The 15323-nt window shown below is 44.0% G+C and carries 14 protein-coding genes; 7 read left to right on the top strand and 7 right to left on the bottom strand.

Translation table 11 applies throughout. From position 1 onward, the window contains the following. Positions 1 to 47: 47 nt before the first annotated feature. The 6 genes from L1D15_RS12970 to rplY form a co-directional block, all read right to left on the bottom strand. On the bottom strand, positions 48 to 665 hold the full coding sequence (locus tag L1D15_RS12970; protein WP_239876017.1) for a DUF1566 domain-containing protein: 618 nt from the start codon (positions 663 to 665) through the stop codon (positions 48 to 50). Next, entirely contained in the window at positions 662 to 2221 is a 1560-nt protein-coding gene (locus L1D15_RS12965) for an ethylbenzene dehydrogenase-related protein (RefSeq protein WP_239876016.1), read from the bottom strand. Before L1D15_RS12965 ends, L1D15_RS12970 begins: the two co-directional genes overlap by 4 nt. A 365-nt stretch (positions 2222 to 2586) precedes the next feature. Further along, positions 2587 to 3609: a tryptophan--tRNA ligase gene (trpS, locus tag L1D15_RS12960; RefSeq protein WP_239876015.1), complete on the bottom strand. Its 1023-nt coding sequence runs from the start codon at positions 3607 to 3609 to the stop codon at positions 2587 to 2589. Between the two features lie 421 nt (positions 3610 to 4030). Beyond that, the gene (locus tag L1D15_RS12955) at positions 4031 to 5290 is read right to left on the bottom strand and encodes a Y-family DNA polymerase (RefSeq protein ID WP_239876014.1); all 1260 of its coding nucleotides are present in this window, start codon (positions 5288 to 5290) and stop codon (positions 4031 to 4033) included. A gap of 1 nt (position 5291) precedes the next feature. Beyond that, positions 5292 to 5693, bottom strand: coding sequence for a translesion error-prone DNA polymerase V autoproteolytic subunit (gene umuD / locus L1D15_RS12950; protein ID WP_239837135.1), 402 nt, complete (start codon positions 5691 to 5693; stop codon positions 5292 to 5294). 411 nt (positions 5694 to 6104) lie between these two features. Then, positions 6105 to 6383 (bottom strand): 50S ribosomal protein L25, encoded by a 279-nt coding sequence (gene rplY / locus L1D15_RS12945; protein ID WP_239837134.1) that lies wholly within the window; start codon positions 6381 to 6383, stop codon positions 6105 to 6107. 340 nt (positions 6384 to 6723) lie between these two features. On the opposite strand from rplY, the gene L1D15_RS12940 reads away from it, so the two are divergent. From L1D15_RS12940 to L1D15_RS12910, 7 genes are all read left to right on the top strand, one after another. After that, positions 6724 to 7452 (top strand): glycosyltransferase family 2 protein, encoded by a 729-nt coding sequence (locus tag L1D15_RS12940; protein WP_239876013.1) that lies wholly within the window; start codon positions 6724 to 6726, stop codon positions 7450 to 7452. Between the two features lie 197 nt (positions 7453 to 7649). Then, positions 7650 to 8309: a winged helix-turn-helix domain-containing protein gene (locus L1D15_RS12935; protein ID WP_239876012.1), complete on the top strand. Its 660-nt coding sequence runs from the start codon at positions 7650 to 7652 to the stop codon at positions 8307 to 8309. Beyond that, positions 8302 to 8751, top strand: a complete 450-nt coding sequence (locus L1D15_RS12930; RefSeq protein WP_239866153.1) for a hypothetical protein — start codon at positions 8302 to 8304, stop codon at positions 8749 to 8751. The genes L1D15_RS12935 and L1D15_RS12930 overlap by 8 nt, the downstream gene beginning before the upstream one ends. A gap of 190 nt (positions 8752 to 8941) precedes the next feature. Next, positions 8942 to 10183, top strand: a complete 1242-nt coding sequence (locus L1D15_RS12925; RefSeq protein ID WP_239866155.1) for an efflux RND transporter periplasmic adaptor subunit — start codon at positions 8942 to 8944, stop codon at positions 10181 to 10183. Next, positions 10170 to 13241 carry an efflux RND transporter permease subunit gene (locus L1D15_RS12920; protein ID WP_239876011.1) on the top strand — a complete coding sequence of 1024 codons (3072 nt, stop codon included), beginning with the start codon at positions 10170 to 10172 and terminating at the stop codon, positions 13239 to 13241. The genes L1D15_RS12925 and L1D15_RS12920 overlap by 14 nt, the downstream gene beginning before the upstream one ends. A gap of 3 nt (positions 13242 to 13244) precedes the next feature. Next, the gene (locus tag L1D15_RS12915; RefSeq protein WP_239866159.1) at positions 13245 to 13937 is read left to right on the top strand and encodes a winged helix-turn-helix domain-containing protein; all 693 of its coding nucleotides are present in this window, start codon (positions 13245 to 13247) and stop codon (positions 13935 to 13937) included. Beyond that, positions 13930 to 14382 carry a hypothetical protein gene (locus L1D15_RS12910; protein WP_239876009.1) on the top strand — a complete coding sequence of 151 codons (453 nt, stop codon included), beginning with the start codon at positions 13930 to 13932 and terminating at the stop codon, positions 14380 to 14382. The genes L1D15_RS12915 and L1D15_RS12910 overlap by 8 nt, the downstream gene beginning before the upstream one ends. A gap of 49 nt (positions 14383 to 14431) precedes the next feature. On the opposite strand, the gene L1D15_RS12905 is transcribed toward L1D15_RS12910, so the two are convergent. Further along, positions 14432 to 15235, bottom strand: coding sequence for an N-acetylmuramoyl-L-alanine amidase-like domain-containing protein (locus tag L1D15_RS12905; RefSeq protein ID WP_239876008.1), 804 nt, complete (start codon positions 15233 to 15235; stop codon positions 14432 to 14434). Positions 15236 to 15323: the final 88 nt, after the last annotated feature.

Genomic DNA, 15323 nt, shown 5'->3' with positions numbered 1-15323 from the left:
CATAGTTTATGGGTTAGAGTCGGTCTAAACTGACCATGAAAATTCGACTATCGGGCTTGAGTGACCAAGATTAAAAAGGCGGCATTTCGATAGGGAAGGGTTTTCACTTGCCCATCACGAAAGTCAACGGCGTTTGCCCCTTCGCCCAATCGAGAGTAAAAGCCGCTTAAAGGAATCGAATGGTCTGCTGTCCAGTAATCACCTTTGCGCACCCTAGGAAAAAATCCGCCACTGATTTTGGCCTGTCCATTCGGCGCTGAGAGGTTAATCAGTGTGGAGAGCTCGTCCGTTGTAGGGACTCGCCAATCACTGCGGCCACACAAGGATTCGGCGTTGGTTCGAGTGACATGGTCGAAACTGTCGCAGCGACCATCGTCAAAGAAACAATCGCCGCGATCTGGGACACCTCGCGTGCCATCAAACCATGAGTACGACCAATACGAATCATGGATGTTTTCAGAATCTGTTTTTACTTCCCAGAGTAATCCGGTTTGCTTATCCAACACGCAGCTCCAAGGTCCACTCCAGATATCGATGGGTTGACCTCCCATAGTTATCTTTTGCCATCGTGATGGTTGTGGTTCTTCTTGCTCAATAGGGTTGAAGTAAGCGATGACTACTAAGCTTGCAATCAAAGTAGCGAGTATCGACAGTCGTTTGATCATTGTGTTACCTCAAGTGCTAAACGTATGCCTTGAGCATGTCGCGTGTGTGCTATTTGGGAATGGTCAAAAGCGGCAACCCAAAGACATACACCATCACGTATTGCAATATCCTGCGCTGATCCTGTATCTAATTTTCGAGCGATTTCGAGTGACCATGCTCCGTTGTTCCACTGCCCAAATGCACGGACATCACCTCGGTCACCTTCAAACTGATTGGAGTTGTGTAATACCGAAGGAAGGGACGTCTTGAGGGGAGATTGGTCAATGTTATGTGAGTAAACCTTAGTGTCGTGCCAGCTCAGGTAAGGACCGTGATTCGTAGATTGGTTGATAGACGAAAAAGAGCTGGTTAGGTCTGTATTAGGCAGTCGTTTCGGGGTGACGCCATTAGGTGAATACCACTGCCAATTCATGACGTAAGCCCCAGACTCTTTGCCGTCAGTGATATAGCCTGCGGTATAGCGCCTCTTAGCTGGGTCAACTTGCTGAGGAATAGTGAACGAATTGTCATCCGCCTGATACATGCCATTGGTTCGTACAGCCTTCCAATGCCATAGATCACGAAGGTTGTTATCTGGCGAATAGTGATAACCTTTGCCGTGCCAATTGGCAGGTTTTCCCTCTAGTGGCTTAGGCCCAAGGTGAGCGGTTCCATCGGCGCCTAGGTTGCATGTATTGGAGATCATGATTGCAAGTTTGTCTTCATAGAATTGCTTTTCGTCGAAGTGATAAAAGCCGTTTTCTTGGACTTGCCAACCTTTGTCTGTTTTAACCAGAGGGAGGTGATCCAGACTTTCGGTTGGATCATCCCAAGTGATGTGGAAGAAAATATCCTGCTGGTTGTGGAGCGCTTTGATGCTGATGCGAGTATGCCCATTTTCAAACCCTTCTCCACCATAGGTTTCTACGTAGGTCGATGGTGCATTTTTCCAGATGTCCTCATCGGCAATGCCATCAATGTTGATAACTTGCTCTGAAGGTAGGGTTGTGGCCGTCAGCACCGCAGAGGAAGTCAGAAAGATGCCCGCCCAAGGGAGAAGGGTAAGCGTTAATACTGCTAATATTTGCAGTATTTCATGCTTGGTTATTCGAGTTGAAAAGATAGTGAGAAATGCCGCCACACCATATTGGAGAAAGTAACCGCCAGCGTGCAGAAATACGTAAAGTAGTGCCCCGTGTGCAAGATAAAAGTGAAGCTTGCTTGCATCACCTGCGTAACCGCCAAGCAGCAGCCATCCAGTCACAATTAATGCAGGGAAGAGCACGTAGCTGATTTTAATGAAGCGTTGATTAAATGCGTTTATGCCTCGACGCTGGCTCGATTGAACACTCGGCCTGAGTCTCCAACGATAAAGACAATATGAGATCGCCAATGCACTTAACGCGATGCCAGAGTATATGTGGATTGAATGCAATTGCCCTTGAGGAAGCCACACTGAGAAGAAAAGCCATTGCGGATGGCTTACTGTTGCAATGCGAAAGCCTGTTAAAAGATTCATCAGAACACACAGCATGGCAAAGCCATGCAGCACGACCCAAAGTAGTGTCCGTTTCATTAAGCAGATTGAGTGAGTTGACAAAGGTGAGCCAACTTTAAAGTAAATGATTTAAAAGGATAGGATATGAATCACATATGAACTATGTTTAATATGAATTTCTTGTCACTGTAACAATTAGGGCGATGCGGAGACATCTATTCTATCAACTTAATAAACAAGGGTATTAGCCTTTAGCCCATATCACTCGTGGATTACATTGCTGGCGAAGCTACTTTAGTGCTGATTTATAGAAAAATGGTTCTTTAGAACAATGATGAATGGCGAGTAAAAGTATGTGAAAAGGAAATGGCTCAGATCTAATCTGACAGGAACGAGTCGAAAAGGGAGTAACTGTCAGATCAGGTCTGAATTAATACATCAGTTCAGAAAATATTTAGTCCAAAGCTCCCTTTAATATCAAAAAGAACGGTCTCTGTTTTCTCTCTAGATGTTTGGCTTCCTTTCCTCAAAACATCAATTAATTGGGCGCGATCATTAAGAAACATCTGTCTTCTTTCTCTGATGGGCTTAAGTAGCTCTTGTAAGCATTCTTCTAGTATTTTTTTTGTTGTACCGTCACCCAGCCCGCCGCGTTGATAATGTTCTTTGAGTTGGCTGATATAATCCTTATCTGGATGGAAAGCATCAAGGTAGGTAAACACGACATTGCCTTCGATGGACCCTGGCTCTTCTATTCTCAGGTGATTGGCGTCGGTATACATGGATTTGACCGCTACAGAGATTTCTTTTTCACTGGCACCGAGATTAATGGTATTGCCCATCGTCTTAGACATCTTATTTTTACCATCTGTACTAGGTAAACGGGGAACGTTACTGAGTAAAGGACGGCATTCATTTAAGACATCTTTTCCAGCTAATGAGTTTATTTTCCTCACTATCTCATTGGTTTGTTCTAGCATGGGTATCTGGTCATCGCCAACGGGAACTAGAGAGGCATTAAAAGCTGTGATATCAGCAGCTTGAGATATAGGGTAGGTCAGAAAACCTGCTGGAATAGAACGTTCAAATCCTTTGTTTTGAATTTCACTTTTGACCGTTGGGTTCCGCTCTAGCCGGCTGATAGTAACGAGATTACTGTAATACATAGTTAATTCGGCAAGAGCTGGTAGTTGTGACTGTAGACAAATGGTCGTTTTAGACGGGTCTATACCGACTGCTAAGTAATCTGCAACTACATTTAGGATATGCGAAGATACCTTTTGCGGGTTATGAGCGTTATCAGTAAGGCCTTGTATATCCGCAACAAGAATGGTTTGCTCATGAGTGTTCTGTAGGTCGACACGTTGTTTTAAAGACCCGACATAATGTCCGAGGTGCAATGGGCCGGTCGCTCTGTCACCGGTTAAGATAACTTCCCGTATTTCAGTTGATTGCTTTTTCAGCATGATTTTATCTCCTAGTTAAATAGGTTGCTACTGGAGATAAAAGAAGTGACATACTTAGCTACCTTCCAGCAGCTAAAGAATGTAAGAATTCAGTGCCGCTCTAATTAGAGCGCCACCAGAAGAAAGATGAAGTGAGTGCAGAAATACTGTTCATTCGAACAAGTTACCAATAAACATCCATAAAAACAAATCGCTGAAACCCCATTTTCAATAGAAAGTTCATGTCAGCAAGGGGTGACGCGTAACGAAAAGTTCCCCTTTAAGTTGTAAGGGCACATACGTACTTTGAGCGTTCTGATATACATAATGTGGCTTGAGCTGGTCACGTATAGGCTCATTTCTGGACAACAATGATGTAAGTGAATGCGTGAGTTAAGTCATGGCTATCTTGTAGGATAGACGTTCTACAACATATAGAGTATTACTTACACGCAATAATAGGTATGTGTTGCCAGTTCGTTGTGTATTGTCTAGTGAGCAAATCTCGACGCATCGCCCATTTTTTCTGTATTCCCTGAGCGCCAAGAAAAACAGTATCTCTTCCGTATCGGTCATTGATGTTATCAAACACAGACATAAGCTTATCGTTATTTGGTTCAGGGTTGAAAAGGTCAGGTTGAGCATATCTACCATCAACCAAATCAAGCAAACCCACCCCAATTTTATAGTAAGGCACACCAGGCTTATAGATTTCTTTAGCCATGGCAACACAAGCTTTAGTTATCTGGTTCACGTCAGAAGTCGGGTAAGCGAAGCGGTGTATAGCTCTATATGAAAATGTTTTTTCATCATAAGAGCTACTTGCAGCGAAACAAAGCACCACTTTACAAAGTGACTTTTGGTTACGTGCTTTACGGGAAGCGATGTTTGCATGTTGGCTTAGTGCCTGAGTCAATTCATCAAGTGTCTTGATTCGTTCACCCACAGAGCGAGTTGAGTAAATCTGTTTTTTATCTTGCTGGACGTTATCCCATACTTTACAGCTTTCACCATTTAATTCTCTCACTGTTCGTTCGACTTCAACGTTAAAATTTTTACGAGCAAGACCAACAGGGTAATTCTTTAACTGCAGGGCAGTAGTAATGCCTAAGTGTTTAAAGTGAGTAGTTAAGCGCCTGCCAATACCCCAGACGTCAGAAACTTCGAACAAAGACAGAGCCTTGTCTATATCTTGCTGATTTCCTAATACGCACACTCCCTGATGATCACGAATGTTTTTAGCGCAGTGGTTCGCGATTTTTGAAAGGGTGAGGGTAGGTGCAATACCAACGCAAACAGGTAAACGGCACTCTTTCCAAACAGCTTTACGCAGTTTTAAGCCATGCTCTTTTAAGTCAGGAATTGCAGGGTAAACACGCTCAAATGAAAGGAACGACTCATCGATTGAGTAAACATACTGTTGAGGTGCAAAGCGTCCTATTACGTCCATCATCTTTGATGATAAATCAGCGTAAAGCTCATAATTAGATGAGCAAACAATGACCCCTTTTTGCTCACAAAGGTTTTTAACTTTGAAATAGGGCGTAAATTTAGGAATACCTGCTATTTTTGCTTGTCGGTTTGCCGCCACAATCACACCATCATTGTTTGATAGAACAACGACAGGTTTTCCTCTCCATTCTGGCCGAAACACTTGCTCTGCAGAGCAATAGAAGCTATTAGAGTCAACGAGAGCAAACATATTAGTCCAACAAGTAACAAGGCCTAAAGCAGCGAATGGAGCGTATAACGACGCCTTCTATCGAAAATGTGTCATATTCCATAATCGGAACAGGACGATACTTTGGATTGGCAGAAAGTAGTAATCGCTTGGTTAAGTCGAATTGCTTGCATACAAACTCACCATTTATGTTTGCAACGATTATGTCTAGATGTTGAGCGGTAGGGTAGCGGTCTACAATCAGAATATCATTATCAAAAATACCAACCCCCTGCATCGAATCGCCTTTAGCTTGACCGATAAAAGTTGAGCTTGGGTGATCTATAAGGAATTCATTCAGGTCACAACCAAGTTGAGCGTATTCAGCGGCAGGTGACTCAAAACCTGATACACCTGCACTTGCGTAGATTGGGATTACATGCATACAACTAAGTACTGTTTAAATACACAGTGCTTAGTTTGAGCCAAAGAGAGGCACAGTTCAAGCCGAAAGTGTAGGAAAGGGAGTCGGTTGACCAAAAAGACAGGTGCAGATTACCTAACAATACACAGCTCATGAAAATGTCAGATGCGTTGCGATCGTGAACCGTGACAGGTGACAGGTGACAAGAGAGCTGCGAGGTGTTTTTTAATCGTAGTGCACCAACATCCACACAAAACAAAAGTAATCATAGAATTATGATTATGAGTAAATATTGTTTTTGGGGCACTAAAACGGTGAAACCCCGATGTTGGTAGCATCGGGGTTTCGAATTTTTAGAAGTCTCGGTTGGTAAGGCCGATATTCTTTATGCAAAAGGCTGGATGTAATCCTATTTAATTCCTTGGTAGGGAATTAGATGCGGATGAAGTCCATGTGCTCAACTTTTGGCTTGAAAGCGTGACGTTGAACGTCTTGTGGCTTAACTTTTACTTCAGCGCCATCGATCACTAGAACGATACCTTCGTAAAACTCAGGCTTGTCCATTTGGTTAACAACGTCGTCGTGGTTAAGAACGATAGATACTGGCGCAGCCTCACCACCGTAAACGATAGCAGGGAATTGACCAGCGTGACGTAGGCGGCGGCTCGCACCTTTACCTAGTTCAGTACGTACTACTGCTTCAAATTTCATAGTATTTACTCTCAAATATGAAAAAATAACGACACATTCTGCGATGCGACCTCGCGTGAATGTGGTAAGCGCTTTCGAGTAATTGGTAGTAACTCTTCAAGCGAGCGCGGATACTATCACTCTCTGGTTTTTCTCGCAATAGAAAACCGGCTTAACAAGGTATCTTTTGAGTAAATATTTTCAGTCGCTTACTGTCGATTGGACCAAATGCAAGATAGCTATATTGTTATCTCCAAACAAGTATTCAAATGAACCGAATCTGAATATCTTTCTCACGCCTGATTAAGTCTCACCACAGTATTGTTCATATCGTAAATGATAGATCGACTGAGGAGTTTTTATGAGTCCAGTAAGTATTGTGGTTATCGCGTTGAATGAAGAGAAGAGAATTGGCCGCCTAATGGAAGATTTGAGCAAGCAGACACATCGCGATTTTGAAGTGATCCTTGTCGACTCAGACAGTGAAGACGCGACAAGAGAAGTGGCGAGCGCGTATGAGGCTTCTTTACCTTCATTGACCGTGCATAAGATGGATACACGCGGTGTGAGTCTAGGGCGTAATACGGGCGCATCTATGGCAAAGCATCAGCGTTTGGTATTTCTCGATGCCGATGTGCGACTAGCGCCAAACTTTTTAGCTAACGCCGTCAGCCAGTTAGAAGAAAAGCAGCTTGAGGTTGCGGGTGTGTATATGGGCGCCAAAGCTCTGCCTGTGGTACACAAGCTAGGTTATGGTTTGTTTAATTTAGGTCTGTTTACGACCCAGTATATTTTTCCCACAGCGGTCGGGGCGTGTATTTTCTCGACCAAACGTGTTCACGAGCAGTTGAATGGCTTTGATGAGCAAGTCGTTTTGTGTGAAGGCTGTGATTACGTGAAGCGTGCTAGCAAAACATGGCGCTTCCGCTTCTTGAATCTGACGTTCGGTTTTGATCCTCACCGCTTAGAACAAGAGGGTATTTTCAAAGTGGGCATGACTTACTTCAAAGCCAATGTGCGCCGATTCTTTTTCGGTGAAATGCGTAATCAAGAGATGGAAAATAAGTACGGCCATTATAAAGAGCAGTAAGACTCAGGGTATAGCCACGTTTAAAGTGGCGCGTAATGAAGGGGGTGGGGAGGCGGAGTACCTCTCTACGCGATTAGACTGGAATCTCGCTAGCAAAATCTCTAATAAAACTCAGCTGATTGAAGCTGAGTTTTTCTTTTTTATAATTTTTAAGATATGGTTAAGGTATATAAATTACCTATATTCAGTCTATTACGATGCTGATAATTAATGATAATCATATTCTCAACTTGCTTGCGGGCTCAGTGGAAGATGCTGAATCCGGACAAAAAACTATGCTTGGCGGTAATGAAGTTGCGTTGCTTCAATACATGATCGAACACCCTCATAAACCTTTATCTAAGTCAGAACTTTTGGAACAGGTCTGGCACAAGAAAGGGGTTATTGTCGAAGAAAGTAGCTTGCTTCATTGTGTGTCAAGCTGCCGAAAAGCGTTTCAAGACAGAAACAGTGAAATTATCAGCACCATACGTGGTGTTGGTTATCAATTTAATGGTGATGTCAGAGATTATGAGCCTGAGGAAAACAGTGATGAGTCAGCTCAATCTACATCATTGAACGTTTCTGGAGAGGCGGATGCAGCGTCATCAGTATTGAGGAAGCAGAATGCACGCTATTTAGTGGTGTTTAGTTTGAGTGCTCTGGTGGGCTATCTTCTTATCTCAGCTATTCGCTCACCTTGGGTAGAAGCTGAGTATATAGAAACGCGTTACTTAGGGTGCACCGTACAGACGGATGAGCCGATTACTTTAGCTAACGTACGTGCCTTTCAAACAGGAAATCAGGTGATACTGGTGGATCAGGATGGGACGTCGGTCAGCTACCTTCCGGAAGAAGTGGAGGTGGTGTGTGAATAAGAAAATAACCCTTTTTAGTGTGATAGCAGGCCTACTTATTGGTGGACTGGCGGCATACGCCAATTCACCTACAATGAATCAGAACTTTGATAGTCATACGCAAATTGTGGTGCCTGATCGAGAAGGGAGTGAGCTTGTTAAGATGCGTGCCTCACTGAATTTAAAGCGCTCTGGCCAATACGAGTTGTACTTCTTAACAGATAACATGATTGGATTTAATACGACGGGTCAGTACGATTTTAACTCTTATGGTTTATCGCTGATGCCCACTTCTGCAGAACGAGTGATCCCTGAAGGAAAAACACTGAACTTAATGGAAACGATGTTTAGTCAACGAGGAATGCATTCAATGGAAGAGCTAAAAGTGATCCGGATTGGTAAAGAGCAAACGATCTTGGTGGCGCCGAGATATTCTTACCTGTTTGTAACCGCTGAAAAATAATGTACAAAAACAGTGCAAAGCCAGCATCTTGATGCTGGCTTTTTTTATGCTATTTTTTCTTTAAAAACATGGCTTTGAGGTTTTTTTATAATGGTTCATGATTAAATATCATTCACCTGACAAAGCCCTAACTTAGCAAGAAAAATCTTAGGTATAACAAGCGGCAAGTTTCATCAATTAGAGACAAATCATGAAAAATTACAAGGCGTTGCCACTGTCTATTTTATGTACTGCTAGCTCCGTGTTTGCCGTGAACGTGACAGCAGAAGAGCAAGCTCCAGCCACTCCGGTGACCGTAGAGATTGTTGCTGAGCAATCCAGTACGGCTTCGATTAATGAAGTCGGGAAAATTAAAGCTACAGACTCAGCTGCGCTGACTTTCAGTGCAGGTGAAAAGCTGAAAGCATTGAACTTCAGTGATGGTGATGTTGTTAAGGAAGGAGAGTTGATTGCTCAGCTTGATGATGATCAAGCAAAAGCTGAACTGGATAAAGCAGAGAGCTCGTTGGCACTCGCCGAGTCTAAATTGAATCGTGTTTTGGCCCTCTTAAAGAAGCAGCCTGACTCCATGTCTGCGCAGGATGTTGAAGAATTAAAGCAGGAGGCCAACCTAGCGCGTGCTGATTTTCGCCAAAAGAAAACCGATATGCAAAATTATCAGTTGATTGCGCCCTTTGATGGCCAGTTAACGAACTTTACCCATTCTGTCGGTAGCCGTGTAGAAGCAGCAACAGCACTGGTTAGCCTTATTAAACTTGATCCGGTTGAAGTGCATTACTCGATCAGCCAATCAGAAGTTGGTAAAGCTAAGCTAGGTCAAACAGTGTCATTAACCGTGGATGCTTACCAAGACCAGACTTTCACTGGTACCGTTAATTACATCGCACCACTTGTAGACGAAAGCTCGGGTCGTGTCGAAATTCACGCGCATCTGGACAACCCTGATAATGCGTTGGTCCCTGGCATGTTTGCTAAGGTCTCCCAGACCGTTAGTGAGGAACATGCAGAAGTGGTCGTTTCTCAAACGGCAATTGAGACAGACGGTGATGAGCGCTTTGTTTGGGTTGTTGAAAATGAGAAGGCCATCAAGCGTCCTATCACACTCGGTGAAAATACCAACAATGGCTATGTTGTGATCGAGTCTGGCTTGAATCTAGGCGAAACAGTGGTTGTTACGGGGCGTCAAAACCTAACTTCAGGCTCTCGCGTAGCGGTTAAGCAGACCAAGTCACAGCTCACACTGCCTTCTCGGACTCTACCAGCCCAACCTGAAAAACAGGTAGAGGAAGAAAAAACAGTAGCGGAAAATGAGACGCCGGTAAGTTCTGAAACTCCAGAAACAGAGGCCGCTGAAGTTAAGACAGAAGAATCACAAGCGGTCGTGGAACCAACGGATACCAAAACTGAAGAGGTGACGGATGAAGCTTCCTGAGATATGTATTAAACACCCAGTATTTGCATCTGTTTTAAGTATAGCGATCGTTTTATTGGGTATTGTTTCTTATCAGAAACTGGCTATTCAATATTTTCCTGAACGTCAAACTGCTTCTGCGTCAGTAAGTGCTTCGATTACGGGAGCAAGTGCTGAGTTTATGTCGCAAAATGTGGCAGAAGAATTAATCACTGCTGTCACTGGTCTGGATAAGATTAAAACCATGACCACAGATTGCCAAGAGGGCAGCTGTTCTCTCAAAATCCAATTTGAAGATGGGATCAGTGATGTTGAGTACGCAAGTTTGATGAATAACTTGCGAAGCAAAGTGGATGGTATTTCTGATTTCCCTCCAGCGATGACTGACAAGCCAACGGTTACCGATGACTCTTCTGAGACATCGATGCCAAGTAATATCATTACCTTTGTCAATCGCAGTAGCTCGATGGACAAACAAGAAATGTTTGATTACATCAGCCAACAGCTTGCGCCTCAATTTAAGAACGTACTTGGCGTGGGTGGTGTATGGGGTCCATATGGTGGCTCTAATCGAGCAATTCGCGTCTGGCTGCAGCCTGAGCGTATGGCGGCGTTGAATGTTAGTGCGTCAGATGTGGTTGGGACATTGAGTACTTATAATGCCACATTTACTGCTGGTACGATTAAAGGCGAAGTTCGTGATTTCTCAATCAACCCTGTCAATCAGGTCACGTCTATCGAAGATGTTCGTGACTTAGTGATTCGTGTCGATAATGGCAACATCATTCGCGTTAACGATGTGGCTGATATTCAGATGGGAGAAGAGAGTTTAGAGCCTAGTATGCTGCACGTTGACGGCGATGTGGCTATGTCTCTTCAGGTTCTTCCTTTGAAGACTGAAAACCCAGTGACAGTGGCGAATCGCGTAAAAGATGCAATGGCAAGGATGGAAATGCCAGAAGGCATTGAGATGAAGATGGTTTACAACCAAGCGGACTTCATCGAAGAGGCTATCGACCAAGGGTTGATGACTTTGGTCGAAGCAATTGTCCTTGTATCTGCGATAGTGGTGCTGTTTTTAGGCTCGTTACGCGTTGCAGCGATCCCTCTAATCACTATTCCAGTTTGTGTCATTGGCGTATTTGCAGTGATGGCTTTACTTGGGTTTAGCATTAATGTACTGACCATTCTTGCCATTATTCTCGCCATCGGCTTGGTGGTCGATGATGCTATCGTTGTTGTTGAAAACTGTTACCGTCATATTGAAGAAGGGTTGTCTCCTTTCCAAGCGGCGCTTAAAAGCTGTAAAGAGATCGTTTTCCCCGTTATTGCGATGACTTTAACATTGGCAGTGGTTTACCTTCCAATTGGCTTAATGTCTGGTTTGACAGCGGATTTATTTAGACAGTTTGCCTTTACGCTGGCAGCGGCCGTCATTATTTCAGGATTTGTCGCTTTAACCTTATCTCCGATGATGAGTGCGTACATGTTACGCTCTGTTACGGTGTCACCAAAATGGTTCCAGTGGGTTGAAGTTAAGCTCAATGCAATGACAGATAAGTATATGGCTTATCTGAATGCTTGGTTTAAACGTCCACGTATGGTGATGTCAGGTACGGCGGCTTTGATTGCTTTGTCCATTGTCGCGGTCTGGTTCATGCCTAAAGTCCTTCTGCCAACAGAAGATACTGGCTTTATAGAAGTCACTTCTCATGGACCTGCTGGCGCTGGTCGTCTATATGACCTTGAAAATGCTGGTCAAATCAATGAAGTCTTTGGAGGAAATGATGCGATTGAAGCCAACCTTGCTTATATCGAAACCGCTCCAACTAACCATGTATTGTTGAAGCCTTGGGAAGAGCGCGATAAGAGTGCAGATGAAGTCATTGCAGAGATGAGTGCTAGAGCGAGTGAAATTATCTCCGCTTACACGACCTCTTTTTCAGTACGTTCTGCAGATAACCTTGATGTTGCGGACAATCTGATTCTGCAGATCACAACAGTCAACCGTGATCTGGATGAACTGTCTAATACTGCAGAAAAAGTGGTGAAGCTGCTTGAAGACTATGAAGGCCTATCGAACGTTGATAACTCAACGCATCGTGACCAGTTAAGGTTCGATTTGTCAATTGACCGTAATGCGATTGTATTATCCGGTGTTGACTACGCTAACGTTACTAATGCGATTTCAACTTTCTTAGGTTCAGTGAAAGCCGCGGATTTACAAGCCGATGATGGTTTTACTTACCCAATTCAGGTTCAGGTTAACCGTAAAGCGCTGGGGGACTTTAAAGTCTTAGATAAGCTTTATGTGAGCTCTGAATCGGGTCAGAGGTTGCCATTGTCTCAATTTGTCTCAATCAAACCAGTAACTGCAGAATCGAACATCAAAACATATGGTGGTAAGGATGCAGCGGAAATTACGGCGGACTTAGTCCCTGGTTACAGCGCAGATGATGTTCAAGCCTTCATTGATGCTCAGTTGCCAGAGTTGCTAAAAGCGGGGCAGAGCTATGAATATGACGGTGTCATTAAAGAGCTTAATGAGTCCTCTGCGGGTATGCAGATGCTATTTGGTCTGGCATTGATCTTTATCTTCCTGATCCTTGCTGCACAGTTCGAAAGCTTCGTTGACCCACTGGTTATTCTGATCACTGTTCCTCTATGTCTGGTTGGTGCGATATTAACGCTCAGTGTATTTGGGCAGAGCTTGAACCTATACTCCAAGATTGGTTTGCTGACTTTGGTAGGCTTAGTAACCAAACACGGTATTTTGATGGTAGAGTTTGCCAACCTTAAGCGTAAAGAAGGGATGGAAGTTATGGAGGCGGCATTGATGAGTGCGCGTTCTCGTCTTCGTCCTATCTTGATGACGTCTCTGACGATGATCATTGGCTCTCTGCCTCTTGCTTTAGCTGAAGGCCCCGGTTCATTAGGTCGAGTGAATATTGGCCTTGTTCTGGTGGGTGGTTTGACAATTGGTACTTTCTTCTCCTTGTTCTTTGTGCCTATGGCTTATGTCGCTGTTGCTAAAATCCGCGAAAAAAGCTTGGCGCGTAAGCAGCTTGTGGAGGGCTAAGACGTGTTAATCATTAATGAAAGTCATATTCTTGATATTGAACAGGGGTATATCCATAGTCAGGGAAGCAATGTCCGCCATCCAATTGGAATCAATGAAATTGCGTTGTTGACTTACATGATTGATCATGTCGGAGAAACGTTAACCAAGCATGAACTGATGCATGAGGTTTGGTTGAAGAGAGGTATTGTGGTTGAGAGCAGTAGCCTGCTGCACTGTATCTCAAACTGCCGACGAGCCTTGGAAGATCGTGCGGGTGAAATCATCCGCACGGTTCGTGGAACAGGTTATGAGTTTGTTGGTCGTGTTGAAAAGTATCAACCGGAGTCTAATCCAGAACCTGCTGAGGCCGCAGCCCCTGAGGTTGTCGAGGTGCCTGCTTCTTTGGCGCCAGCTAAAGAGACGTTAGGCAGTCGAATTGCGCAGTACCGTACCCAATTAATGGCCGTCGGTTTGTTTGCTTTCGGTGCTGTATCGAGTTACTTGATCGTCGAACACTCGCATTCGCCATTAGCGTACACGTCTTTCGAACAGCAAGAGTTTGCTTCTTGCTGGTTCACGCCCGAAAACAACGGAGCGAAAGTGAGCTACCAGAACGCGACGCTATATGATTTTGGTGAACTCACCTTGTTAGTGGATAGCAAAGGTCGATCTTTGAGTTTCAGTGCAGAGAGTGGAGTTGTGAGTTGTGAATAAGTTATTGACCATCATTCCTCTTATCGCTGGTGCGGTTGTCGGAGCAGCGGTGTCTTACAGTGACGATAACCAACTGAATCGTCATATGATAAGCCACACGGTGGCACATGTGACTTCAAGTGATCCAGATGATAATTTCTCTGCCACGTTGCCATTGCGTCTTGAGCTTACCTTAAAAGAGAACAGCCGTTACGATGTGTACGCGGTTTTACCGAAAAGCCGCGTGGGTTACACAGGTTCGGGTCGTTATGAACTTGATAGTGATGGTGTGTTCTTTGCTGTAGAAGAGCATGAACCGTTGGATATTGAACCTTTACGTCAAGGCATGGTTGAACAATTGTTTGTCAGGCCTGGTTCTTTTGACGGCCATATGAAAGTGGCTAAGTTGGGTGAAAATAGTGCTGCTCTGGTGGGGCACAAAGTCGTTTTGCATATGACTTATTAATCACGGGCTTTAATGGGCACAAAACGGCAACTTTTCGTTGCCGTTTTTTTTAGCTTGAGGCTGTATCTGGAGAGAATCGATAAACAATAATACCTGGTTTATTGCCTAAATATTCCAGCATCGGACTATCAACGACTTTCCCTTCCTTAGATGAAGCATGTCTCAAAAGAGGAGTGTCTCCATTTTCTATGAAAATGCCGGTATGGGATACGTCTAATCCTCGCTTATGACTATAAATGCCGATCAGGTCGCCACTTTTTAGTTCTCTAATCAAAGCGTCATCGACAAATTCACGCGGAATAAAACTGATATCTTTGTACTTTATGGGTACAGAAGGGATCCAACGTTCACCCTCTGGGGTCTTTTGGTTGATTTGCTTGACCGTCGTAACGGCTCTCGCATCTAGCTGACGGGTGACATCCTGAACATGAAATGCGCTGTCGTCTAACCAGTCAGAAAAGAAATGGCGACGTGTAATGAAATCAACGTTGCCGTAGAGATAACGTGCCAGTTTAAGGTTTTGGTCGAACTGGTTGAAGGAGTCCGAGAAGGCGAGGGAAGTCACGTAATCAAGTAGGGTAAAACAATCGACATGATTAAAGTTTTTAACCAACTCCTCCTTCTCTGAGTTGATGGAAGTGAGAGTGTTGGTTTCATAGTCGACTCCGATAAACAGCTCCGAAGTCTGAACGATACGCTCAGGTGTTGTGAGCTGATTGTCATTCTGAATCGCGGTTAGCACGTCCTGTTCGTCTATGCGTTTATCTTGAGTCACGCGTAGGTAGCTGGTGACAAGACTGCCACCAACTATAGTGATGCCGGTAATAGTTAATACCAATAGGGCTTTATTCATTCGATCATCCTTGTCTCGCCTCTTGTTTTTATCAGTTTTGATGTTGTTTCATAACTCAAACCTAACGGAGTGTTAATCTAATTAATAA

This window comes from Vibrio sp. Isolate25 (assembly GCF_022398025.1).
GTDB classification, from domain to species: Bacteria; Pseudomonadota; Gammaproteobacteria; order Enterobacterales; family Vibrionaceae; genus Vibrio; species Vibrio coralliilyticus_A.
This window is presented reverse-complemented; position numbering and strand designations above follow the sequence as displayed.

Excerpts from the sequence above, each read along its gene's own strand:
- L1D15_RS12940 (WP_239876013.1), top strand. The coding sequence starts at position 6,724 with ATGAGTCCAGTAAGTATTGTGGTTATCGCGTTGAATGAAGAGAAGAGA.
- L1D15_RS12970 (WP_239876017.1), bottom strand. The coding sequence starts at position 665 with ATGATCAAACGACTGTCGATACTCGCTACTTTGATTGCAAGCTTAGTA.
- L1D15_RS12920 (WP_239876011.1), top strand. The coding sequence starts at position 10,170 with ATGAAGCTTCCTGAGATATGTATTAAACACCCAGTATTTGCATCTGTT.
- L1D15_RS12955 (WP_239876014.1), bottom strand. The coding sequence starts at position 5,290 with ATGTTTGCTCTCGTTGACTCTAATAGCTTCTATTGCTCTGCAGAGCAA.
- trpS (WP_239876015.1), bottom strand. The coding sequence starts at position 3,609 with ATGCTGAAAAAGCAATCAACTGAAATACGGGAAGTTATCTTAACCGGT.
- L1D15_RS12925 (WP_239866155.1), top strand. The coding sequence starts at position 8,942 with ATGAAAAATTACAAGGCGTTGCCACTGTCTATTTTATGTACTGCTAGC.
- L1D15_RS12965 (WP_239876016.1), bottom strand. The coding sequence starts at position 2,221 with ATGAAACGGACACTACTTTGGGTCGTGCTGCATGGCTTTGCCATGCTG.
- L1D15_RS12935 (WP_239876012.1), top strand. The coding sequence starts at position 7,650 with ATGCTGATAATTAATGATAATCATATTCTCAACTTGCTTGCGGGCTCA.
- umuD (WP_239837135.1), bottom strand. The coding sequence starts at position 5,693 with ATGCATGTAATCCCAATCTACGCAAGTGCAGGTGTATCAGGTTTTGAG.
- L1D15_RS12905 (WP_239876008.1), bottom strand. The coding sequence starts at position 15,235 with ATGAATAAAGCCCTATTGGTATTAACTATTACCGGCATCACTATAGTT.
- rplY (WP_239837134.1), bottom strand. The coding sequence starts at position 6,383 with ATGAAATTTGAAGCAGTAGTACGTACTGAACTAGGTAAAGGTGCGAGC.